A 23,188-nucleotide genomic window follows, 5' to 3' on the forward strand; every position below is an offset into this window, starting at 1 on the left:
CGCACCATGTGTGGCATCGTCGGCGTCGTCTCGCAAACTCCCGTCAACCAGCTGTTGTATGACGCGTTGCTGCTCTTGCAGCACCGCGGCCAGGACGCTGCGGGCATTGCAACCAATCACAGCAGCATGTTCTCGATGTACAAGGCCAATGGCCTTGTGCGCGACGTGTTCCGCACCCGTAACATGCGTTCCCTCCAGGGCAATACCGGCATCGGCCACTGCCGCTATCCGACCGCCGGCTCGTCGAGCGAGGAAGAGGCGCAGCCCTTCTACGTCAATGCCCCGTTCGGCATCACCCTGGCGCACAACGGCAACCTGACCAACCAGGCCGAATTGAAAGAGGCGCTGTTCCGTAACGACCGCCGCCACATCAATACCAATTCCGACTCGGAAGTGCTGCTTAACGTACTGGCCCACGAGATCCAGGAAGCGGCGAACGGTTATTCGCTCGACGCCGAGGCCGTGTTCAAGGCGGTCGGTATTGTGCACCGCCGCGTGCGCGGCGCCTATGCCGTCGTCGCCCAGATCGCCGGCCACGGCATGCTGGCCTTCCGTGATCCGTACGGCATCCGTCCGCTGTGCCTGGGCATGAACGAGGGCGAGAACGGCGTCGAATACATGGTCGCCAGCGAGTCGGTCGCCCTGGAAGGCATCGGTTTCCGCTTCGTGCGCGATATCGCGCCGGGCGAGGCGGTCTTCATCGGCGAGGATGGCAGTTTCCACGAGCGCCAGTGCGCCGAGAACCCGTCGCTCAACCCCTGCGCCTTCGAGTACGTGTATCTCGCGCGCCCCGACTCGGTGATCGACGGCGCCTCGGTGTACGCGACGCGCCTAAAAATGGGCGAGTACCTGGCCGACAAGATTCGCAAGGAAATCCCGGTCGAGGAAATCGACGTCGTCATGCCGATTCCCGATTCCTCGCGCCCGGCGGCGATCCAGCTCGCGCTGAAACTCGGCGTCGAGTACCGCGAAGGCTTCATCAAGAACCGCTACATCGGCCGCACCTTCATCATGCCGGGGCAGGGGATGCGGAAAAAATCCGTGCGCCAGAAGCTCAACGCCATCGGCTCCGAGTTCAAGGGCAAGAACGTGCTGCTGGTGGACGATTCGATCGTGCGCGGCACGACCAGCCGCGAAATCGTGCAGATGGCCCGTGAAGCGGGCGCGCGCAAGGTGTTCTTCGCCTCGGCCGCGCCACCGGTGCTGTTCCCGAACGTGTACGGCATCGACATGCCGACCCGCGAGGAACTGATCGCCTACGGCCGCACGGTGGAAGAGGTGTGCGCGGAAATTACGGCCGACCGCCTGGTGTACCAGGACATCGATGCGCTGAAGCGTTCGATCTCGGACGTGAATCCGGCGCTGACCAATTTCGAGGCCTCCTGCTTCGACGGTATCTATGTAACCGGCGACGTGACCCCGGCTTACCTCGACAACCTGGAGACGGCGCGTCACAATGGCGGCAAGGGTGTCTCGCAGGAGGACGTCGTACGCACCCAGTTGAACCTGAATCCGGCGGTCGCCGCCGAATAACGCATCCTTGCGCCTACCCATGAGCGAACAGAGAAACTACGGTTTCACCACCACCATCCTGCACAACGACCGCCGCAAGGCGATCGAGCAGGGCTCGCTGCACAAGCCGATCCACACTTCGGTGGCCTTCGGCTACGGCGACGCGCGCCAGCTCGCCTCCGTGTTCCAGGGCAAGGAACCGGGCTTCCGTTACGGCCGCCAGGGCAACCCGACGGTCGCGGCGCTGGAAGACAAGATCACGAAGATGGAAGACGGCGTTGCCAGCCTGTGCTTCGGCACCGGCATGGCCGCCATCGGCGCGCTGTTCCAGGCGCTGCTGCGCGAAGGCGATCATATCGTGTCGTCCTCCTTCCTGTTCGGAAACACCAACAGCCTGTGGCAGACGGCGGCGGGGCAGGGCGTCGCGGTCGACATGGTGGACGCCACCGACGTTACCGCGGTTGCGGCCGCGCTGCGCCCGGAAACGCGTCTCGTGTTCGTCGAGACGGTCGCCAACCCGCGCACCCAGGTCGCCGACCTGGCGCGCATCGGCCAGCTGTGCCGCGAGCGCGGCATCCTGTACGTGGTCGACAACACCATGACCACGCCCTGGCTGTTCCGCCCGAAGGCGGTGGGCGCCGGCCTGGTCGTGAACTCGCTCACCAAATCGATCGGCGGGCACGGCATTGCGCTCGGTGGCGCCCTGACCGATACCGGCCTGTTCGACTGGAGCGCCTTCCCGAACATCGCCGACAACTTCCGCAAGCAGCCGTCCCAGGCCCAGGGCATGGCGCAACTGCGGGCGAAAGCGCTGCGCGACTTCGGCGCGGCGCTCGGCCCGGAAGCGGCGCACCACATCGCCGTCGGCGCCGAGACACTGGCGCTGCGCATGGAGCGCACCTGTGCGAACGCGCTGGCGCTGGCGACCATGCTCGAAGCCGATGAGCGCGTCGCGGCCGTCCATTACCCGGGACTGGCATCCCATCCGCAGCACGGCATCACCCGCGAATTGTTCAAGGCAGGCGGCTCGCTGCTGAGTTTTGAGCTCAACGATGGGATAGACTGCTTCGATTACCTGAACCGCCTGAAGCTGGCGATTCCGGCCAGTAACCTCGGCGACACCCGCACCCTCGTCATTCCGGTGGCGCACACGATCTTCTTCGAGATGGGTGCCGAGCGCCGCGCCAGCATGGGCATCGCCGAGTCGCTGATCCGGGTATCGGTCGGCATCGAGGATACGGACGATTTGCTGGAAGACTTCCGGGCGGCCCTGTCTTCCTGAGCAGGCGTTTTGAATAACGGGGACCCATGAAAAAGAACACGAAGGTGCTGTACGGCGTGCTGCTTGGCCTGCTGCTGGCAGGTAGCGTCCACGCAGGCGAACTCGAAGACGCGAAGGCGCTGTTCGAGCAGAAGAAGTATCCGGAAGCGCTCAAGCTGTACACGAAGCTGGCTAATGCCGGCAACCCCGAGGCCCAGCAACACCTGGGCCAGATGTACTGGTACGGCGAGGCCGGCGCGGTCGACGAGGCGAAGGCGCAGCTGTGGTTCCAGAAGGCTGCAGGCAAGGGCAACAAGGTAGCGGCCGCATCGCTCGACATCATGAAGCAGCGCGGCGAGCGCCGCGCGGAAATCGACCACTGGGTCAGCCGCTACGACGGGGCCGACCTGAAGTCGGGCAAATTCCATTGCCCGGCCCCGCGGATTCCCGCGATCTCGAAGCAGACCGCAGAGATCGAACGCGTGTCGAACGCCATCGCCAAATGGCAGGACTGCTATAACGGCTTCGTGAACAACCTGAACGCCGTGTCGCCCCTGAGCGAGCGCATTCCTGCCGACATCGCCAAGCTCATGAACGCATCCGAGCTGGAGCGCGCCAAGAAGCACCTGGCGCAGGTGCAGGAAAACATCTCGCAAGAGGCGAAGGTGGGCGCGAAGCTGGTGCTGGCCGACGTCGGCGTCTGGCGCAGCGCGACCGAGGCGTATGTCGGCGAGCACAATGCAATCATCCAGAAGATGCCAAAGGACGATTCGGTGCGTACCAAGTAAGGTTGTCCTCTCCTTGACGCGACACATGCAAAAAAAGCCGCATCGGCGGCCTTTTTCATTCCTGCCTAGTGGCACCTGAGTCGCAACTCAGTGCCAGCTGCGCATCAGTCCTACCGCCAGTCCCTCGAGCGCGAACTCGTCGCCCGGTTCCACGCGAATGACCTTGAAGTCCGGATTTTCCGGCAGCAGCTCGATCAGTTCGCCCGTCTTGCGGTAGCGCTTGACGGTCACGTCTTCGCCGATGCGGGCGACGACAATTTGCCCGTTCTTGGCGCTGTCGATCTTCTTCACGGCGAGGAAGTCGCCGTCCATGATGCCGGCGTCGCGCATCGACCAGCCGCGTACTTTCAGCAGGAAGTCGGGACGGGCGCCGAACATGGCCGGGTCGACGTTGTAGGTGGCCTCGACGTGTTCCTGCGCCAGGATCGGCGAGCCGGCGGCGACGCGGCCGACCAGCGGCAGCGACATGAGGAGGGCTGCCGGAACGTGGGGCACCGGCGCGGGTGCATGTACCGACGTACCAATCAAGCGGATGCCGCGCGAGGTGCCGGAGACGATTTCAATGGCGCCTTTGCGGGCGAGAGCCTGCAGGTGTTCCTCGGCGGCGTTGGCCGACTTGAAGCCCAATTCCTTGGCGATCTCGGCGCGCGTGGGCGGGAAGCCGGTGTTGTCGATCGCTTCCTTGATCAGGTCAAGGATCTGTTGTTGCCTTGCAGTGAGCTTGAGCATGGATCTGCCACGGGTTAATGATTCAGACTGTATTTTTGTACAGTATTTCGGCGAATGCAAGGGAAATCGCCAAAATTTAACGATTTCCCGTCAGGAGCCTGTGGCGCCGGGGCGACGCCCCGGCCAAGGCCATGGGTCATTGTGTTGCCGCCCCAATCGCGCTATAATTGCCGGCTTTCCCTTCCCACACTCGTCTTGACGCCGAGGTGGGCATTTGTTTAAACGTCCTTAAGGAGTGTTGCATGCGTCATTATGAAATCGTTTTTATCGTCCACCCGGACCAAAGCGAGCAAGTCCCGGCGATGATCGAGCGTTACAAGGCCAGCGTCAGCGCACGCGGCGGTAACATCCATCGCGTCGAAGACTGGGGCCGTCGCCAGATGGCTTACTCGATCCAGAAGCTGCCGAAGGCACACTACATCTGCATGAACATCGAGTGCGACAACGAGACCCTGGTCGAGCTGGAAACCGCATTCAAGTTCAATGATGCCGTGCTGCGTCACCTGACCGTGAAAATGAAGAAGGCTGAAACCGCTCCGTCGCCAATGATGAAGTCGGTCCAGCGCGAAGACGCAGCCAAGAGCCACCGCTCGGAAGCCCCGGCTGCTGCTGCAGCCCCGGCCCCAGCTGCTGCTTGATTTTCTTTCGCCAGGAATCCTGAACAGCTTGAAGTGAACCAGTTAGAAGTCGTCGCTACCATCGCTGAACGCGACGTACTGCGCTACACCCCCGCCGGCGTGCCGGTCGTTTCGGCAATCCTGATGCACAGTTCGCAGCAGGTCGAGGCAGGTGTCTCGAGACTGGTCGAGTTCGAAATCACCGCGTTCGCCGCGGGAGAAATTTCGGGCCGCTTCGCCAGCGCCGAGTTGGGCGCCGCGCACCAGTTCACGGGATTTTTGGCCAGGAAGAATCGCAACAGCAAAGCCCTGGTGTTTCACATCATTGATTTCAGTGCCGCCGCTTAAGAATTAGCGGCCCACCTTTTAGATACAGGAGCCTCAAATGGCATTCGGTAAAAAGTTCGACAAAAACAAAGCAAAGCTCAAAGAGAAGCGCAAACAGCAAAACCCGCTGTTCAAGCGTAAGAAGTTCTGCCGCTTCACCGCTGCAAACGTGGAACAGGTCGACTACAAAGACGTCGACACCCTGAAGGACTTCGTCCAGGAAAACGGCAAGATCATGCCGGCACGCCTGACCGGCACCAAGGCGCACTACCAGCGCCAGGTTGACACCGCGATCAAGCGCGCACGCTACCTCGCGCTGCTGCCGTACACCGACCTGCACAACGCTTAATTCAAGCGCCGTACAGTCAGAATTTTCTGGAGAAAAATATGCAAGTTATCCTTTTGGAAAAAGTTGTTAACGTCGGCAACCTGGGCGACGTGGTGAAGGTCAAGGACGGTTACGCACGTAACTTCCTGATTCCGCAAAAGATGGCCCGCCGCGCGACCTCGTCGGCTGTCGCCGAGTTCGAAGTCAAGCGCGCCGAGCTGGAAAAAGCAGCAGCTGAAAAGCTGTCGGCTTCGCAAGCCCAGGGCGAAAAGCTGAACGGCATGACCATCACCATCGGCCAGAAAGCCGGCGTTGACGGCCGCCTGTTCGGTTCGGTCACCAACTTCGACATCGCCGAAGCGCTGACCAAGCAAGGTTTCGCAGTTGAAAAGGCGCAAGTTCGCCTGCCGACCGGTCCGCTGAAGACCACCGGCGAGCACCCTGTTGCCGTCGCACTGCACACCGACGTCGTGGTCGAAATCACCATCGCGGTTGTTGGCGAAGCAGCTTAAGCAGGTCAGATAACACGCTCGTCAAGGGCTGTTGTTTAAAGGGAAAAGCCGGGTTCGCCCGGCTTTTTTTACGCCCGGAAACTTCCCAATTATTTCAGTCGCATGACAGGAGAGGTTATAATGCCGGTCATGAATACCCCCGCAGATCCGCAGATCGAGTCGCTACGCATTCCCCCGCATTCCATCGAAGCAGAGCAGTCCGTCATCGGCGGCCTCCTGCGCGATAATGCGGCGTGGGACCGCATTGCCGACTTCATGCACGCGGACGATTTCTACCGCTACGACCACCGCATCATCTTCGAACAGATGGTGCGCCTGATTAACAGCGGCAAGCCGGCCGACGTGATTACCGTCTATGAGGCCATGGTGTCGCTTGGCAAGGCCGAGGACGTAGGCGGCCTGCAATACCTGAACGCGATGGCGCAGAACACGCCGTCCGCCGCCAACATCCGCCGTTACGCCGAAATCGTGCGTGACCGCGGCATCCTGCGCAAACTCATTACCGTTGCCGACGAAATCTCGGGCAATGCGTTCAATCCGCAGGGCAAGGAAGTCAAGCAGATGCTTGACGAAGCCGAATCCAAGATCTTCGCCATCGCCGAATCGGGCGCCCGTGGCGCCCAGGGCTGGAATCCGATCCAGCCGCTGCTCACGCAAGTGGTCGAGCGCATCGACGAACTGTATTCGCGCGAAAACCAGGGCGAGATCACGGGTGTGCCGACCGGCTTCATCGACCTCGACCGCATGACCTCGGGCCTGCAGCCGGGCGACCTGGTGATCGTCGCCGGCCGTCCGTCGATGGGCAAGACCGCCTTCTCCGTGAACATCGGCGAGAACGTCGCGATCGAAGCCGGCCTGCCGGTTGCCGTGTTCTCGATGGAGATGGGCGGCACCCAGCTGGCCATGCGTATGCTCGGCTCGGTCGGCCAGCTCGACCAGCACCGCCTGCGTACCGGCCGCCTGAACGACGAGGACTGGCCGCGCCTGACGCACGCCATCCAGAAGATGAACGACGCCCAGCTCTACATCGACGAGACGCCGGCGCTGAACCCGATCGAGATGCGCGCACGTGCGCGCCGTCTGGCCCGCCAGTGTGGCAAGCTCGGCCTGATTATCGTTGACTACCTGCAGCTGATGCAGGGTAGCCAGCCGGGCGACAACCGTGCGTCCGAGATCTCCGAGATCTCGCGTTCGCTCAAGGGCCTGGCGAAAGAACTGCATTGCCCGGTGATCGCGCTGTCGCAGCTGAACCGCTCGCTGGAACAGCGCCCGAACAAACGTCCCGTCATGTCCGACCTGCGCGAATCCGGCGCAATCGAGCAGGATGCGGACGTGATCATCTTCCTGTATCGCGACGAGGTCTACAACCCCGACTCGCCCGATAAAGGCACCGCCGAAATCATCATCGGCAAGCAGCGTAACGGTCCGATCGGCGCGATCCGCCTGACCTGGATCGGCCAGTACACCAAGTTCGGCAACTACAGCGGTAACCTCGCCGTCTACCAGGGCGATTAAGCCGATATTGTGCCGCTGCCAGGCCGCGTTGAAAGCAGGCCTGCAGCGGACCCTCACAGTCCCAAGAGTTTTAAAACGGAGAACCTTTAATGTTTGGACGCCTGATGCCCACCGAGGGCAAGTTTTTTGACCTGTTTAACCAGCACGCGGCGCTGTGCGTGAAGGGTGCGCACGAGATGGTCGGCCTGATGACCAACTTCGACGACCTCGAAATGCGTACGCATGCCGTGGAAACCATCGAAAAGCAGGCGGACAAGGTCACCTACGCATGCGTGGACCTGCTGCACAAGACCTTCATTACCCCGATCGACCGCGACGACATCCACAAGCTCATCACGCGCATGGATGACATCCTCGACATGATGGAAGACGCGGCCCAGACCATCTCCCTGTACGACCTGCACGCCGTCACGCCGGAAGCGAAGCGCCTGGCCGAGCTGTGCCTGGCCTGCTGCGAACGCGTGCAAGCCGCCGTCGGCCTGCTGCACGACATGGGCAACGCCCAGAAGATCGTCGCCATCTGCGAAGAGATCGACCGCCTCGAATCCGACGCCGACCACGTGATGCGCGCCGCCATGAGCAAGCTGTTCCGCGACGAGCCGGACGTGCGCAACCTGATCAAGATGAAGGCGATCTACGAGATCCTCGAGACCGTCACCGACCGCTGCGAAGATGTGGCCAACATCATCGAAGGCATCATCGTCGAGAACGCGTAACGCGCGGGCCGGACAAGAACAACTATGGAACATTTAACTATCAGCATTTGGGTGCTGGGTGGGCTGGTACTGCTCGCACTGATATTCGACTTCATGAACGGCTTCCACGACTCGGCGAATGCGATCGCCACCGTGGTGTCGACCGGCGTGCTGAAACCCCAGTCCGCTGTCGCGATGGCCGCGTTCTTCAACTTCATCGCCATTTTCGTGGTCAGCATGAAGGTGGCGCAAACGATCGGCAAGGGCACGATCGACCCGGGCGTGGTCGACCATTACGTGATCTTCGGGGCCCTGGTCGGGGCCATCGTCTGGAACGTCATCACCTGGTACTACGGCATTCCATCCTCGTCGTCGCACGCGCTGATCGGCGGCCTGGTCGGCGCCGCGGTGGCGAAGTCGGGCACCGGCGCGCTGATCTCGGCGGGCCTGCTGAAGACCGTCATGTTCATCGTGATCGCGCCCTTGCTCGGCTTCGTGCTGGGATCGGTCATCATGCTGCTGGTGGCGTGGATCTTCGTGAAGTCGACGCCGCGCAAGGTCGACGTCTGGTTCCGCCGCCTGCAGCTGGTCTCGGCAGCCGGCTACTCGCTCGGCCACGGCGGCAACGACGCCCAGAAGACCATGGGTATCATCTGGATGCTGCTGATCGCGGCCGGCGTGACTAGCCCGGACGACGCGCTGCCACCAGCCTGGGTGATCATCTCCTGCTATGCGGCGATCGCCTTCGGCACGCTGTTCGGCGGCTGGCGCATCGTCAAGACCATGGGTCAGAAGATCACCAAACTGAAACCGGTCGGCGGCTTCTGCGCCGAAACCGGCGGCGCCATGACACTGCTGATGGCCAGCTTCTTCGGCATCCCGGTCTCGACCACCCACACCATCACCGGCGCCATCGTCGGCGTGGGCGCCTCGCAGAAGGCCTCGGCCGTGCGCTGGGGCGTGGCAGGCAGCATCGTGTGGGCATGGATCTTCACCATCCCGGCATCGGCCTTCATGGCAGCGGTCGCCTGGTGGATCGGTACCAAGATCATGTAACTGTCGTTGCAGCTGCATGTACCCCACTGGAGCCCGGCATTGCCGGGCTTTTTTCATGCGTTCCTCGCCCTGTTGTGTTCAATGTACGGCGCGCCTTTCGGTCTTCCTCTGTTACTCTTTTACGGATGGATTCGCGTATCGACAAGGCGATGCCGGCTGGAACCGCGATCGGTCTTGTTGCGGTCAACCACCTGCGTCCCTTCCTGTCCTTCCTGCGCCAGCGGCTGCCGCTCTTGCTGTTGTGGCCGGTAATTGCGGTGCTGGCCGGTGCCGTGCTGTGGGCGGTCGTGCTCGGCCACCTCGAGGACGAGCAGCGCGACCGGCAGGCCGAGCTGGCACAGCAGGTCGAGGCCTATACGTCCAGCTTTGCTACCCGCACGCGCCGCTCGATCGGCGACACCGACCGCTTGCTGCTGCTGCTTCGCCATAACTGGGCGGTGTCGGGCGGCCTGACCGACCTGGCCGGCACCATCGAGGCTGGAATTTTTTCCACGCACTACATCGCGGGTGTGGGACTGCTCGACCGTAACGGCGTTGTCCTGACCAGCTCACACCCGCCCGCCGTGGGCCGGTATTTCGGCGACCGGCCGTATTTCACAGAGCACCGCCGCACCGGCGCCGACCGCTTGTACGTGAGCGGGCCGCTGGAGGGCGAGCTGTCGAAGCGCGAGGTGATCGCCTTCTCGCGCCCGCTGCTCGCTGGCGGCGTGATGCCCGGCTCGCGATTCGGCGGGATTGTGCTGCTGTCGGTGTTTCCGTCTTTTTTCACGCAGCACTACGCCGAGCCCATCCTGCGTGACTATGGTTTCGTCGCCCTGGCGGGAACCGATGGCGTGCTGCGCGCCAGCCGCAGCGGCAATACGATCCACACGGCGCGCAAGCCCTTCCTGCTGGCCCCCGTGCCCGCGGCCGCAGCGCGCGGCGTAGCCCGGCTCGACGGCAAGCGCTGGTTTGCCGACGGGCGTACGCGCGTGGTTGGCTGGCAGCGCATGCCCGACCTGGGGCTGGTCGGCATCGTCGGCGTCGACGAGTACTCGGCGCTGGAGGGCTACCGGGGCGAGCGCCGGGCGGCGCTGAATGCCGCGTGGTGGAACACGGCCTGGCTGACGCTGGCCGCGCTGCTGGCGACGAGCTTCTACATGCACGCCAAGTGGAAGCGGCACCAGCTCGAAACGGTCCGCGCCACCTACCGCCTGGCGACCGAGGATGCGGGCGAAGGCTTTTTCATCAACCGGCCGCTGCGCGACCTGCACGGTACCGTGACGGACTTCGAGGTCGTCGACTGTAACCAGTACGGCGCCGACATGTTCGGCAAGCAGCCCCGGGACCTGATCGGGCACCGCCTGTCGGAGTTCTACAAGGGTGAAGTTTTCCGAAGGGCATGCGCACGGCTGTGCGAGGCGCTCGACACCGGGCTGTACGACCGTGAGCTCCCGGTCGGGCGAGCGCCAGACACCTTGCTCAAGGCGGAATGGATCCGCTACAAGGCCGTGCGCGCCGGCGACGACCTGGCGGTCACGATCCGCGACATCAGCGAGTCGAAGGCGCACTTGACCGAACTCGAGCGCAGGGGCAACTCGGACGAGCTGACCGGCCTGCCGAACCGCTACTGGATCCAGCAGTACCTGCCGCAGGCGATCGAGCGCGCGCGCGACAGCGGACGCGCCCTGGCGGTGCTGTTCATCGACCTCGACGGCTTCAAGACCGTCAACGACGTGCTTGGCCACGCAGCCGGTGACGAGCTGCTGCGCACCGTCGCCAAGCGCCTGACGGTCGCGGTGCGCCCGCTCGATCACGTGGTGCGCCTCGGCGGCGACGAATTCGTGGTCGTGCTCGAGCATGTCAAGGGCGCCGACGACGTCGAGCACGTGGCCGGCCGCGTGCTCGGGGCCTTCCGCGACGGCTTTCATTTGCAGCACTCGACCCATGTGCTGGGCGCGTCGATCGGGATCAGCCTGTTTCCCGAGCATGGCGACGATGCGCAGACACTGCTCAAGAACGCGGACATCGCGATGTATTCGGCCAAGACCGAAGGCAAGGGCAGCTACCGCTTTTTCCAGTCGCGCTTTTTCGAGGCGATCCGTACCCGGCTGGAGACGGAACTGGAACTGCGGCGCGCGCTCGACCTGCACCAGTTCGTGGTCCATTACCAGCCGCGCGTGGACCTCGCCGGCGGCGGGACATCGAGCATGGAGGCACTGGTGCGCTGGGAACGCCCGGGCCAGGGCCTGACCGGGCCGGACCGCTTCATCCCGCTGCTGGAGGAAACCGGCCTCATCGTGCAGCTGGGCGAACAGGTGCTCGACAGCGTCTGCCGCCAGCTGGTCGAGTGGGCGGCCGACGGCACGACCCTGGTGCCGGTTTCGGTCAACGTCTCGCCGCGGCAGTTCAGCCAATCCGACATCCTGGCCCTGTTTCGCGACGTAATCGAACGCTACGGTATCGACCCCGCGCTGCTGGAAATCGAGGTGACCGAGTCGTCGATGATGCAGGAGGGCATCGGCGAGTCGGCCGTGTTTCGCCAGCTGCGCGAGCTCGGGATCAAACTCTGCATCGACGACTTCGGCACCGGCTACTCGTCGCTGTCCCAGCTGCAAAAGCTGCATTTCGACGTCCTCAAGATCGATCGCGCCTTCGTGCTGCGGATCGAGCACCCGGACGGCGACGCGCTGATCGCTTCGATGATCGCCATGGCGCACGCGCTCGGGATGAAAGTGGTGGCCGAGGGCGTGGAGAGCCGCAAGCAGATGCAGCTGCTCAGGACGCTGGGCTGCGACGAAGGGCAGGGCTATTTCTTTTCCCACCCCGTGCCGCCGGGCGAACGCCAGCCGGAGGGCCGGCGCGAGTTCCAGCCGCCGATCACGCCCAAGCCGTAACACGAGCGGCGGACGAAAAAAAACCTGCGGACCTTTCGGCGCGCAGGTTTTTTATTGAAGCGGCGTAGCTTACAACACGTCGCTCGCGTGATCCGCAAGGCGCGAGCGCTCGCCGCGTGCCAGCGTCACGTGCCCGCTGTGCGACCAGCCCTTGAAGCGGTCGACCACATAGGTCAGGCCGCTCGAGCCTTCGGTCAGGTAAGGCGTGTCGATCTGGGCGATGTTACCCAGGCACAGGATCTTGGTGCCGGGACCGGCGCGCGTGACCAGCGTCTTCACCTGCTTCGGCGTCAGGTTCTGCGCCTCGTCGATGATCAGGAACTTGTTCACAAAGGTACGGCCACGCATGAAGTTGAGCGACTTGATCTTGATGCGCGAGCGGATCAGGTCCTGCGTTGCGGCGCGGCCCCAGTCGCCGGCGTCGCTGTCGGACTTGTTCAGCACTTCCAGGTTGTCGTCGAAAGCGCCCATCCATGGCGACATCTTCTCTTCCTCGGTGCCCGGCAGGAAACCGATGTCTTCGCCCACCGGCACCGTCACGCGGGTCACGATGATCTCGTTGTACAGCTTGGTCTCGAGCACCTGCGCCAGGCCCGCGGCCAGGGCCAGCAGGGTCTTGCCGGTACCGGCCTGGCCGAGCAGGGTGACGAAATCGCATTCCGGGTTCATGAGCAGGTTCAGCGCGAAGTTCTGCTCGCGGTTGCGGGCGGTGATGCCCCAGACGCTGTTCTTGTTGTGGCTGTAGTCGCGCAACACCTGCAGGACGGCCGTCTTGCCGTTGAGTTCCTTCACTTGCGCATAGAACGGGCTTTCGCCGGGGCCCGTCGGTTCGAAATAGACGAACTGGTTGACCAGCAAGCTCTGGATCACCGGGCCGTTGACGCGGTAGAAGGTGGTCGAGTTGCCGTTCTTGTTTTCCTGCCAGGATTCGACGTTCTTGCTATGCGTTTCCCAGAAGTCGTTCGGCAGCTGGACGATGCCCGAGTACAGCAGGTCGGTATCTTCCAGCACGTGGTCGTTGAAGTAATCCTCCGCCGGCAGGCCCAGCGCGCGCGCCTTGATGCGCATGTTGATGTCTTTCGACACCAGCACGATCGCGCGGTCCGGCTGTTCGGCCTCGAGCGCTTTCACCACGCCCAGGATCTGGTTGTCGGCCTTGCCGACCGGCAGGCCCTCCGGCAGCAGGGGACCGTTCTGCAGTTTCGTCTGGAAGAACAGGCGGCCCTTCGCATCCTTGTTGCCCAGCTTGGACAGTTCGATGCCCGCTTCGATGCCGTCATCGTCGATGTCGGCGATCAGGGCGTCGAGCGTGCGCGAGACCTGGCGCGCGTTACGCGCCACTTCCGACATGCCTTTCTTGTGGTCGTCGAGTTCCTCGAGCGTCATCATCGGCAGGTAGACGTCGTGTTCCTCGAAACGGAACAGGCTCGTTGGGTCGTGCATCAGCACGTTGGTGTCGAGCACGAACACCTTGGTCTTTCCCGAGCGGTCGGCCTTGCGGCTGGCCGAGGACTTGACGTTGACTTCGACCGGCTTGTGCTTGGCCGGATGCGGTTCGTCCTGGTCGGTTTCCTTGAGCTTGGCGATGGTGCCGGTTTCGGCATGCGCCGGCCAGGTGGACGAATCGCCCTGGCTTGTTGGGACTGCCGCCAGCGGCGTGGCTTTCGCTTTGCGGGCGCGGTTCGATTTTGCAGCAGGGACAGCTTTACCACTGATGAGGTCTTCGACAGGATCGGCCTCAACCGGCGCTGCGGCAATCGCGCGCACGGGAGACTTGCCGGATTCGGCTTTGGGGTATTCGTTTACCGGCAGCAGCGTGGCCGGCTTGGTAGGCATTTTTGGTAGTGGCATCAGGTTCTCAATCTAAAAAAGTGGAGGACGCCTCGCGCCAGCGGTGTGACACGCGCTGCCGGGCGGATTAGATGCAACTGGATAAAACACTGAGGGGCGCAGGCCAAAACCGGAGGGTCCTGGCAGGCCAGATTGAATTGATGCTGATATGAAACGGTTTTGACTCAAAATGACGGGTTCGTTCGTCCAGAAAATTCATTGGCTGGAGCCACCGTTCAAGGCTGGCTCTTCACAAATTCCAGCACTTCATCGACGTGGTCAGGGACTTTCACGCCACGCCATTCTTTCACCAATCGGCCGTGAGCGTCAACGACAAACGTACTGCGCTCGACTCCACGGACCTGCTTGCCATACATGTTCTTGATCTTCATGACGCCGAACTGGTTGCACACCAGTTCCTCCGGGTCGGAGATCAGTTCGAAGGGCAGGCCGAGCTTGGATTTGAAACCTTCGTGCGAGCGCAGCGAATCGCGGCTGATGCCATAGATTTCAGTGCCGGCGGCCAGGAACTCGTCGTGGCGGTCGCGAAAGGCCATGCTTTCGGTAGTGCAGCCGGGGGTGTTGTCCTTCGGGTAGAAATACAGCACCGTGTACTTTGCCGGACGCCCGCCAAGCTGGAAGGTCTGGTCGCCGGTCATGGAGGCGGAAAAGTTATTGACGGTTGCTGCGCTGGGGCTGTCGGCCACGGGGTTCTCCTGAACTGGTATTGATGCAAGATCTGGGGCAGGACAGGCCTGATGCCGTCCTGTGCCCTCACATCATAATCGGCCATCGACACCGCTGCCAGTCTAACATGTCAACTCGTCAATAGCTGTTTCGATATGCGGACGAAACCCCGTAGTTCAAGGAGGAAAGAAACCATGCCCCGAGATATCTTGCTCAGGCTGCGGCAGTCTTTTCAATGATCAGGGCCAGCGTCACCTTGCGGCCTTCGCCCATCAGCACATTATAGGTGCGGCAGGCGGCCTGGCTGTCCATCGACTCGACCCCGACGTGGCGCCCCGACAGGCTGGCGATCAGGCGCGGGTGCACGAAACGCTGGCGCTCGCCGGTGCCGAGGATGACCACGTCCGGTGCATCCGCAGCAATCTGCTCGAAATGGCCGGCTTCCAGGTCCTCGAAGCGGGTCACTTCCCATGCGCGCGGCGGCGTCTCCGGCATCACGATGAGGCTGTAGTCGAAGCGCTGGGCATTGATTTCCACACCACTGGCGTCATAGCCGGTCACGGTCTGGTATTGCTGGTTGTTGTCGGAGTGGAGCTTCATCTGGGAAATCGCGATAGATGTAAGGGGGTTGCCATTGTAAGCTTTTCGTCACGTTTGCTGTCGCAATCCAGCGCTCGAGTTGCAAGGTTGCTTAAATCGTGAGCTTTCGGCAGAATGGGTATTTTTCGCACTGCAACAATGCGGGCAACCGAGGGTGACAATTTGCGACCGATTCTGAAATCGAACAAGCTCGACGAAGTGTGCTACGAGATCCGCGGCCCGGCTTTGGCCCAGGCACGCCAGATGGAAGACGATGGCCACAAGATCATCAAACTCAACATTGGCAACCTTGCCGTGTTCGGGTTCGATCCGCCGGACGAGATCATGCAGGACATGATCCGCAACATGCACGGCGCGGCCGGTTATACCGACTCGAAGGGCCTGTTTGCACCGCGCAAGGCGGTCATGCATTACACCCAGCAAAAGAAAATCACGGGTGTCGGCATCGACGATATTTACCTGGGCAATGGCGCTTCGGAACTGATCGTGATGGCGATGCAGGGCCTGCTGAACAATGGCGACGAGGTGCTGGTGCCGGCGCCCGATTATCCGCTGTGGACGGCGGCAGTGAGCCTGGCCGGCGGCGCACCGGTGCATTACATCTGCGATGAACAGGCCGACTGGATGCCGGACATCGCTGACATGCGCCGCAAGATCACGCCGAACACGCGCGCGATCGTCGTCATCAACCCGAACAACCCGACCGGCGCGCTGTATCCGCGTGCGGTGCTGCTCGAGATCGTCGAGCTGGCGCGCCAGCACAGCCTGATCGTCTACGCCGACGAGATCTACGACAAGGTGCTGTACGACGGGGAACAGCACGACTCGATCGCCTCCCTCGCCGACGATGTGCTGTTCGTGACCCTGAACGGCCTGTCGAAGAACTACCGCTCCTGCGGCTACCGCGCCGGCTGGATGGTGGTCTCCGGTGAAAAACGCCATGCGAGAGACTATATCGATGGCCTGAACATGCTCGCCTCGATGCGCCTGTGCGCGAATGCGCCGGGCCAGTTCGCGATCCAGACCGCACTCGGCGGCTACCAGAGCATCAACGACCTGGTCGGCCCCGGCGGGCGCCTGCTCAAGCAGCGCGACCTCGCGCACAAACTGCTTACCGATATCCCGGGCGTTACCTGCGTCAAGCCAAAAGCGGCGCTGTACATGTTCCCGCGCCTGGATCCGGCGATGTATCCGATCGCCGACGACCAGCAATTCATTTGCGACCTGCTGGGCGAGGAAAAGGTGTTGGTGGTGCAGGGCACCGGCTTCAACTGGATCGCGCCCGACCATTTCCGCCTCGTGTTCCTGCCCAATTCCGACGACCTGACAGACGCCTGCGGCCGCATCGCACGCTTCCTCGATGGCTACCGCCGGCGCAAGGCTCGGTAACTACCGGCGCTACAACCTATAACGAATCGATCATGAAACCCATCAAAGTTGGCCTCCTTGGCATCGGCACCGTCGGTGCGGGCACCTTCAACGTCCTGCAGCGCAACCAGGAAGACATCCGCCGCCGCGCCGGCCGCGGAATCGAAATCACGATGGTCGCCGCCCGCAATACCGAGCGCGCCGCTCGCCTCACCGGCGGCGGATGCCAGATCGTCGACGACCCTTTCCTGGTGGTCGACAGCCCCGATGTGCAGATCGTCGTCGAGCTGATCGGCGGCTACGAGCTGCCGCGCGAGCTGGTGCTGCGGGCGATTGCCAACGGCAAGCACGTGGTGACGGCAAACAAGGCGCTGCTGGCCCTGCACGGCAACGAGATCTTCGCCGCCGCCCAGGAAAAGGGCGTCATGGTCGCCTTCGAGGCGGCCGTGGCCGGCGGGGTGCCGATCATCAAGGCGCTGCGCGAAGGCCTGACCGCCAACCGCATCGAGTCGGTCGCCGGCATCATCAACGGCACCACCAATTTCATCCTCTCGGAAATGCGCGACAAGGGGCTCGACTTCGACGTCGTGCTCAAGCAGGCCCAGGAACTCGGCTATGCCGAGCTCGATCCGACCTTCGACATCGAGGGCGTGGACGCCGCGCACAAGCTCACCATCATGTCGGCCATCGCCTTCGGCATCCCGGTGCAGTTCGAGCGCGCCCACGTGGAAGGCATCAGCGCGCTGCAGGCTGACGACATCCGCTACGCCGAGGAGCTGGGCTACCGGATCAAGCTGCTCGGCATCACGCGCCGCTCGGTGGTCGACGGCGTCGAGGGCATCGAACTGCGCGTGCACCCGACCCTGATCCCCACGAAACGCCTGATCGCCAACGTCGAAGGGGCGATGAACGCGGTGCTGGTCGAGGCCGACGCCGTCGGTTCCACGCTCTACTACGGCAAGGGCGCCGGTGCGGAGCCGACCGCATCGAGCGTGATCGCCGACCTGGTCGACGTGACGCGCCTGGCCACTGTCGACCCGTATTGCCGGGTGCCGCACCTGGCCTTCCAGCCGAACGAGATGACCGACGTGGCGATCCTGCCGATGTCGGACATCACGACCAGCAATTACCTGCGGGTGTATGTCAACGACCAGCTCGGCGTCATGGCCGACCTGACCCGCATCCTGGCCGACGCCGGCATCTCGATCGACGCCGTGTTGCAGAAGGGCGCCCGCGGCGACGCCCGCACCGACATCATCATGATCACGCACGAGACACAAGAGAAGAACGTCGACGCGGCCATTGCCCGCATCGAGGCACTCAGTTCGGTGGTGGGCAAGGTGATCCGGATCAGGCTGGAGACCTTGAGCTGACGCGGGTGGGGTAATATAGCTGAGCTAAGTGGCTGAGCTAATCCCTTGCAAACGGCGGCTTGCCCGCACATGGCGGACGACTCAGCTCGACCAGGAATTCGGTGGCGAATTCGTCGACGATGGGGGCGGGCAGGTCGTCGCCATCGTTGTCGAGCGAAGCGGTGGTGAGAGCGAGCAACTCTTGCTCGATGTCGTCAAACAGCGCGTCTGGCGTGCTGTGCTGGATGGATTGGAGGTTGTGCGAATTCATGCGTGCATTCTACTCACGCTGCGGTGCACAACAAGCCGTGCCTGCACGATTCTTGTGACGGGTCAAACATCTTTCCTACGGCCATGGTAGTTCCCGCCCCGAAGAAAGATACACTTGTCAATGGTGAAGTGGAAGGTATCGCCAGGCGCTCCTCCAGGTAGCAGTTCGCGCTACGCCGGTGTCATGGGAATGATCTGGAACAATCGATCATTGTTCCATCCTTGATGCCGACGTAGATTATGCATCTCTTCACAACACACACTTCGCATGAGCCAGTCGAGCCAGTTTTCCCTGCTGTCGCAACGCCGCTTTGCGCCGTTCTTCTGGACCCAGTTCCTCGGCGCCTTCAACGACAACCTGTTCAAGACCGCGCTGATCGTCGCGCTGACCTATGACGCACTTTCCTGGACCGACCTCGAACCGGGCTTCCTCAACAACCTGATCCCGGGCCTGTTCATCCTGCCCTACGTCATCTTTTCGGCCACCGCCGGCCAGATCGCCGACAAGGTCGAGAAGGGCAGGCTGGCGCGCATCGTCAAGCTGCTCGAAGTGGCGATCATGTTATTGGCCGCGGTCGGCTGGATGACCCATACGCTCTGGCTCCTGATCGCCGCCGTGGTCGGCATGGGCGTGCACTCGACGCTGTTCGGCCCGGTGAAATATGCCTACCTGCCGCAGCACCTCAAACCCGAAGAATTGGTGGGCGGCAACGGCGTCGTCGAGATGGGCACCTTTGTCGGCATCCTGCTCGGCGAAGTGGCGGGCGCCCTGCTGGTGGCCTATAAACCGTTCGGCATCGAACTCGTGGCCGGGGCCTGCCTGCTGATGGCGCTCATCGGAGTGGCAGCGAGCTGGCGCATTCCGCACTCCCCGGCGCCGGCGCCGGAACTGCGCATCACCCACAATTTCCTGGCCGAGTCGGTGCGCAACCTGCGTTTCTCCGCGCAGAACCGCACGGTGTTCCTCTCGATGCTCGGCAACTCCTGGTTCTGGTTCTATGGCGCACTGGTGCTGTCGCAGTTCCCCGTCTACGCCAAGGATTATATGCACGGCGACCACAGCGTCTTCGTGCTGCTGCTGACGGTGTTCTCGTTGGGCATCGGTGTCGGCTCGCTCCTGTGCGAGAAACTGTCGGGCCGCAAGGTCGAGATCGGACTGGTGCCGTTCGGCTCGATCGGCCTGTCGGTGTTCGGCATCGACCTGTATTTCGCCAGCCTGGCCTACACGAATACCGCGACGGTCGACGCCTTGGCCCTGCTGGCGCTGCCGGGCAGCCTGCGCATCCTGGCCGACCTGGTCCTCATCGGGGTGTTCGGCGGCTTCTTCATCGTGCCGCTGTTCGCGCTGATCCAGACGCGCTGCGACCCGAAGCACGTCTCGCGCACCATTGCCGGGATGAACATCCTGAACGCCATCTTCATGGTCGCGGCGGCCGGGGTGGCGATCGTGCTGCTGGGGCAGGGCTTTTCGATCCCGGAAATGTTCCTGGTGACCGCCCTGCTGAACGCGGCAGTCGCGGTCTACATCTTCTCGCTGGTGCCCGAATTCCTGATGCGCTTCCTCGCCTGGCTCCTGATCCACACGATCCACCGCGTGCACACGGTGGACGTCGAGCGCATCCCGGACGAGGGACCGGCGGTACTCGTTTGCAATCACGTCAGCTATGTCGACGCGATCGTGATCGGCGCCGCCAGCCCGCGCCCGATCCGCTTCGTGATGGACCACCGCATCTTCAAGATGCCGCTGCTGGGCTGGATCTTCCGTACCGCGAAAGCGATCCCGATCGCACCGGCAAAGGAAGACCCGTTCCTGATGGAGCGGGCCTACATTGACATCGCCGAGGCGCTGCACCAGGGCGACCTGGTCTGCATCTTCCCGGAAGGGAAGTTGACCTCGACCGGCGAGATGAACGAGTTCCGAGGCGGCGTCGCAAAAATCGTCGAACGCAGCCGTGTACCCGTGATTCCGATGGCGTTACGCGGCCTGTGGGGCAGCGTGTTCACCCGCGACCCGGGCAACCTGTTCGAACGCTCGTTCGCGCGCGGCTGGCGCTCGAAGCTGGCGCTGGCGGTGGGCGTGCCGGTGCCGCCGCAGCAGGCGACACCGGAGTACCTGCACGAGCAGGTAAAGGGGCTGAGGGGGGATTGGAAGTAGCTGCGGCACGAGATCGCCCTACCCGCAGCGGGTATGACAAAAACCCAAGAAAAAATTTCTGTCTCGGGTATAATTGCTGGCTAGTCGGGGCGTAGCGCAGCCTGGTAGCGTACATGCATGGGGTGCATGGGGTCGGAGGTTCGAATCCTCTCGCCCCGACCAATGAATTCAAAGGGTTAGCGAAAGCTAGCCCTTTTTCATTTCCGGCCGCTGAGCCCAATGGGTACACCAATGGGTACACCGACATTCGAATGACCCGGTTCGCGCCAGCATGGTCATGCGGAATAGAGCGGCGTACGCGGCCAGTACAGGAAAAAGCTTGCCACCGTGCCCCTGTGGGTCGACTACGTTGTTGAGTCCGACAGTCATCTGCTCCGTCCCTTCGCCCTAATCACACCCAGGGTGCTCACGTCCACCCGCGCGCCCAGCGGCAGTCGCCCCAAGCGCTGCGCGGTCGCTGCGTCGACTTCGAGCACCTTCACTTGGTTGCCCTGCCTGAGCAACGCCAACACTTGGCCGTCAACCCGGCGCGTGCCTGCATAGGCGGCAGCCCCGGCGTCAAGAGCGGTGTATCGAGCATGCTTCAGTATGTCGAAGCCATCGACTCTTTTTTGTTCTCGCTCGGCGATGTATCTGCCGGCTGCGCCGCTGGTACTGTCATAGCCGACCGTCGCCAACGGTCCGCTTCGGGACAGAGCCTCTTGCGTGGGTGGTGTCGCGTTGCCGCCCTCCGAAGGCCTGCTATCCGTGGTTGTCGTCGATGCACGGAGCTGCAAGCGGCGCTGCTCCAGCCCAGCATCGGCGAAAGTGACGCGCAGGCTCCCGGCGACTGCCACCGTGAGGATCTGCTCCTTGAAAGCATCCGACCCGTTGACCGCGATCCGCTCGCCGTACCGCGCGATCGCCATCTGCAGCGCGCAGTGCACCACGGCCTGGTCCGCGTCACTGGAGACCTTGAGCCTGGCGCCGTCGTCCCGTATCGCGCCGTTGCCGACGCGGTAGATGATCGTGCCCTTTCGAGTCACGCTGTCGTGGCCAATGGGTGGGAGCGGCCGATGCGGTGGGGCGGATCCGGTGACGGTATTGCCTGCCAGGTCGCCTTGGCGCTTGCGTCCGCGCAGTGCAGCCAGCGCCTGGAGGTCGCCCGTTTCCGCCTCGCGTCGCAGCCAGTCCGTCCACTGGGACCGGCGATGCTTTCGATCGATGGCCTGGCGTTCGCGCCGGTACAGGCCCTGGACGGCCGCTATCTCTTCGCCCAGTGCACGGGCGAGGGCGCTGTACATCAGTTTCTTCGCTGGTCGCGGCATTGGGGCAAGCTTAATGGCAGCGCGTTTCAGGTGCACGCTGCGCTTTGCAGTCTCGATGCGTCGCTCCTTGCGGGCGCACGCCTGTTCCTGTTCGCGCGCGCGGCAGTCAAGGGCGTCCTCCTGCGCCGCCCGATACCGCGCATACAGTTCCGTGGTGCCCACACCCGATACCAGCGGCTGCTTCTTGTATCGGCGGGCCGGCTTGGGTAAAGCCTGCAGCCTGGGCGCCGCTTGGAAGGGCCCAAACCGCAACTCCAGCCTCGGCTTGGAAAATTCGCGCGCCACCGAGCTCGCCTTGACCGTGGTCCCGTTGTCGGCGGTGATCACTAGTCCATTCGCACGTGGGAGTATCTGCAGCCCGTTTTCGGCAAGCACCGCGTGCAGCTGGTCCCACGATTGGGTGCCCAGCATTTTCTCCTTGCACTCACGCTTGATCCAGCCAAGCAGGCTTTCGATACCCGAATGGTGTTCCATGTCCGAGGCGCGGTTCTCCGCCCCCACTTGCCGTGGCGTGTGGTTGTCCTTCTGCAGGCCAAACTCGTTTTCAAGCTTGTCGCAAAGTTTGGCCAGGATCCGGTAGGCGTGGAACGGCTCCCGGATCGTGTAGCGCGTCGGGTGGATCTTGTTGATGGCAACGTGCAGGTGCAGGTTGTCGGTGTCGTCGTGCACCACACTGACCCGCTGGTGCCCCGCGAACCCAAGCCCGTCGCAAAGGCGGTCCTCGATTGCCGCCAGCGTCGCCGCATCAGGGCGTTCGTCTGCGCGAAAACTAATGATCAGGTGATAGGTTTTGTCGGCTGTGGACCTGGTGTTCATCATCTGCGTGTTGAGCACCTCCAGCGCAGCGACGTCTGCCGAGTCATTGAAGCAGTTGGTGATCCGGACCGCGCCCGTCCGCACTTGTTTGCCCTGCGCGTCGGTCAGGTAGCGAACCAGCTTGGCGAAGCTGCTCTTCACTGCGGCGTTCATTGCGATGTGCTTCGCGATCATGGCCAGAGCGTCCACTTTAGCCGCTAAATCGTTCAATCCCGTCGCGCAGGGCCGCCACGGTCCGGACCACGTCTGGCAGCTCGTTCTGGTTCGCCTTCAACTTCGCCAGCAGGTCACGCCTACAGCTGCGCGCATTCTTGCGGCAGGCCGTAACCGTGACCAGCGGCGTTTTCTTGCCTGTGCTTCTCTGCCTCATTGCCTACCTCCGAAGTTGCCGGCGGCAGCCGGCTGGCCTCGCAGAGCAGGATTCCCGTTGAGCACGAAGTGCGAATAAGGGGAGTGAAGGGGGAACACACGCTGCGCGGGTGGGCCTACTTCACCTATCCTGCCCGACTCTGCGAGTCGATTACGCCAAGGTAGGATACCAATCGGACTTCGGTCGCTCCTCGACTGGATCAAGGACCTTCATCGTC

Annotated in this window: 21 protein-coding genes and 1 tRNA gene; 15 read left to right on the forward strand and 7 right to left on the reverse strand. The window is 62.8% G+C overall.

Features of this window, described 5'->3' with window-relative positions; translation table 11 throughout:
- Nucleotides 1-6: 6 nt before the first annotated feature.
- From purF to ACFPN5_RS18960, 3 genes are read left to right on the forward strand one after another with little or no spacing between them, the layout of a single operon-like run.
- Nucleotides 7-1,533, forward strand: a complete 1,527-nt coding sequence (gene purF / locus ACFPN5_RS18950) for an amidophosphoribosyltransferase (RefSeq protein WP_379785343.1) — start codon at nucleotides 7-9, stop codon at nucleotides 1,531-1,533.
- A 19-nt stretch (nucleotides 1,534-1,552) separates the two neighbouring features.
- Nucleotides 1,553-2,794 (forward strand): cystathionine gamma-synthase family protein, encoded by a 1,242-nt coding sequence (locus tag ACFPN5_RS18955; RefSeq protein ID WP_379785344.1) that lies wholly within the window; start codon nucleotides 1,553-1,555, stop codon nucleotides 2,792-2,794.
- A gap of 26 nt (nucleotides 2,795-2,820) precedes the next feature.
- Nucleotides 2,821-3,561, forward strand: coding sequence for a tetratricopeptide repeat protein (locus tag ACFPN5_RS18960; RefSeq protein ID WP_379785346.1), 741 nt, complete (start codon nucleotides 2,821-2,823; stop codon nucleotides 3,559-3,561).
- 87 nt (nucleotides 3,562-3,648) lie between these two features.
- Here ACFPN5_RS18960 and lexA read toward each other — a convergent pair whose 3' ends face one another.
- Nucleotides 3,649-4,290, reverse strand: coding sequence for a transcriptional repressor LexA (lexA, locus tag ACFPN5_RS18965; protein WP_379785347.1), 642 nt, complete (start codon nucleotides 4,288-4,290; stop codon nucleotides 3,649-3,651).
- Nucleotides 4,291-4,532: 242 nt separating this feature from the next.
- Between lexA and rpsF the strand changes: the two genes are divergently transcribed.
- The 8 genes from rpsF (at nucleotide 4,533) to ACFPN5_RS19005 (ending at nucleotide 12,216) form a co-directional block, all read left to right on the forward strand.
- Nucleotides 4,533-4,928, forward strand: a complete 396-nt coding sequence (rpsF, locus tag ACFPN5_RS18970) for a 30S ribosomal protein S6 (RefSeq protein ID WP_379785348.1) — start codon at nucleotides 4,533-4,535, stop codon at nucleotides 4,926-4,928.
- A 33-nt stretch (nucleotides 4,929-4,961) separates the two neighbouring features.
- Nucleotides 4,962-5,255, forward strand: a complete 294-nt coding sequence (priB, locus tag ACFPN5_RS18975) for a primosomal replication protein N (RefSeq protein ID WP_379785349.1) — start codon at nucleotides 4,962-4,964, stop codon at nucleotides 5,253-5,255.
- Nucleotides 5,256-5,292: 37 nt separating this feature from the next.
- Complete coding sequence (gene rpsR / locus ACFPN5_RS18980; protein ID WP_379726590.1) at nucleotides 5,293-5,583, forward strand: 30S ribosomal protein S18; 291 nt, start codon at nucleotides 5,293-5,295, stop codon at nucleotides 5,581-5,583.
- A 38-nt stretch (nucleotides 5,584-5,621) separates the two neighbouring features.
- Nucleotides 5,622-6,074: a 50S ribosomal protein L9 gene (rplI, locus tag ACFPN5_RS18985; protein ID WP_379785350.1), complete on the forward strand. Its 453-nt coding sequence runs from the start codon at nucleotides 5,622-5,624 to the stop codon at nucleotides 6,072-6,074.
- 129 nt (nucleotides 6,075-6,203) lie between these two features.
- A complete protein-coding gene (locus ACFPN5_RS18990) occupies nucleotides 6,204-7,589 on the forward strand; it encodes a replicative DNA helicase (RefSeq protein ID WP_379785351.1) in 1,386 nt (461 codons plus the stop codon).
- 89 nt (nucleotides 7,590-7,678) lie between these two features.
- Nucleotides 7,679-8,305 carry a DUF47 domain-containing protein gene (locus tag ACFPN5_RS18995; protein WP_379785352.1) on the forward strand — a complete coding sequence of 209 codons (627 nt, stop codon included), beginning with the start codon at nucleotides 7,679-7,681 and terminating at the stop codon, nucleotides 8,303-8,305.
- Between the two features lie 24 nt (nucleotides 8,306-8,329).
- Nucleotides 8,330-9,340 carry an inorganic phosphate transporter gene (locus ACFPN5_RS19000; protein ID WP_379785353.1) on the forward strand — a complete coding sequence of 337 codons (1,011 nt, stop codon included), beginning with the start codon at nucleotides 8,330-8,332 and terminating at the stop codon, nucleotides 9,338-9,340.
- A 149-nt stretch (nucleotides 9,341-9,489) separates the two neighbouring features.
- A complete protein-coding gene (locus ACFPN5_RS19005) occupies nucleotides 9,490-12,216 on the forward strand; it encodes a bifunctional diguanylate cyclase/phosphodiesterase (RefSeq protein ID WP_379785354.1) in 2,727 nt (908 codons plus the stop codon).
- 69 nt (nucleotides 12,217-12,285) lie between these two features.
- Here the strand turns inward: ACFPN5_RS19005 and ACFPN5_RS19010 are convergent, their stop codons facing one another.
- The 3 genes from ACFPN5_RS19010 to ACFPN5_RS19020 form a co-directional block, all read right to left on the reverse strand.
- The gene (locus ACFPN5_RS19010; protein WP_379785355.1) at nucleotides 12,286-14,067 is read right to left on the reverse strand and encodes a PhoH family protein; all 1,782 of its coding nucleotides are present in this window, start codon (nucleotides 14,065-14,067) and stop codon (nucleotides 12,286-12,288) included.
- 215 nt (nucleotides 14,068-14,282) lie between these two features.
- Complete coding sequence (locus ACFPN5_RS19015) at nucleotides 14,283-14,753, reverse strand: peroxiredoxin (RefSeq protein ID WP_379785356.1); 471 nt, start codon at nucleotides 14,751-14,753, stop codon at nucleotides 14,283-14,285.
- Nucleotides 14,754-14,946: 193 nt separating this feature from the next.
- On the reverse strand, nucleotides 14,947-15,333 hold the full coding sequence (locus tag ACFPN5_RS19020) for an Mth938-like domain-containing protein (protein WP_379785357.1): 387 nt from the start codon (nucleotides 15,331-15,333) through the stop codon (nucleotides 14,947-14,949).
- A 162-nt stretch (nucleotides 15,334-15,495) separates the two neighbouring features.
- Here ACFPN5_RS19020 and ACFPN5_RS19025 point away from each other — a divergent pair, with 162 nt between their 5' ends.
- A complete protein-coding gene (locus ACFPN5_RS19025; protein ID WP_379785358.1) occupies nucleotides 15,496-16,722 on the forward strand; it encodes a pyridoxal phosphate-dependent aminotransferase in 1,227 nt (408 codons plus the stop codon).
- A gap of 32 nt (nucleotides 16,723-16,754) precedes the next feature.
- On the forward strand, nucleotides 16,755-18,074 hold the full coding sequence (locus tag ACFPN5_RS19030) for a homoserine dehydrogenase (RefSeq protein ID WP_379785359.1): 1,320 nt from the start codon (nucleotides 16,755-16,757) through the stop codon (nucleotides 18,072-18,074).
- A gap of 37 nt (nucleotides 18,075-18,111) precedes the next feature.
- On the opposite strand, the gene ACFPN5_RS19035 is transcribed toward ACFPN5_RS19030, so the two are convergent.
- Entirely contained in the window at nucleotides 18,112-18,324 is a 213-nt protein-coding gene (locus tag ACFPN5_RS19035; RefSeq protein ID WP_379785361.1) for a hypothetical protein, read from the reverse strand.
- A gap of 267 nt (nucleotides 18,325-18,591) precedes the next feature.
- Between ACFPN5_RS19035 and ACFPN5_RS19040 the strand changes: the two genes are divergently transcribed.
- Both ACFPN5_RS19040 and ACFPN5_RS19045 read left to right on the forward strand, forming a co-directional pair.
- Entirely contained in the window at nucleotides 18,592-20,478 is a 1,887-nt protein-coding gene (locus ACFPN5_RS19040) for an MFS transporter (RefSeq protein WP_379785362.1), read from the forward strand.
- A gap of 85 nt (nucleotides 20,479-20,563) precedes the next feature.
- A tRNA-Pro gene (locus ACFPN5_RS19045) sits at nucleotides 20,564-20,640 on the forward strand.
- A 203-nt stretch (nucleotides 20,641-20,843) separates the two neighbouring features.
- Here ACFPN5_RS19045 and traI read toward each other — a convergent pair.
- Entirely contained in the window at nucleotides 20,844-22,775 is a 1,932-nt protein-coding gene (gene traI / locus ACFPN5_RS19050) for a TraI/MobA(P) family conjugative relaxase (protein WP_379785363.1), read from the reverse strand.
- A 16-nt stretch (nucleotides 22,776-22,791) separates the two neighbouring features.
- The gene (locus tag ACFPN5_RS19055) at nucleotides 22,792-22,971 is read right to left on the reverse strand and encodes a hypothetical protein (RefSeq protein ID WP_379785364.1); all 180 of its coding nucleotides are present in this window, start codon (nucleotides 22,969-22,971) and stop codon (nucleotides 22,792-22,794) included.
- Between the last annotated feature and the right edge of the window lie 217 nt (nucleotides 22,972-23,188).

Origin of the sequence: Massilia niabensis (assembly GCF_042655085.1) — a bacterium.
GTDB lineage: Bacteria > Pseudomonadota > Gammaproteobacteria > Burkholderiales > Burkholderiaceae_D > Telluria > Telluria niabensis.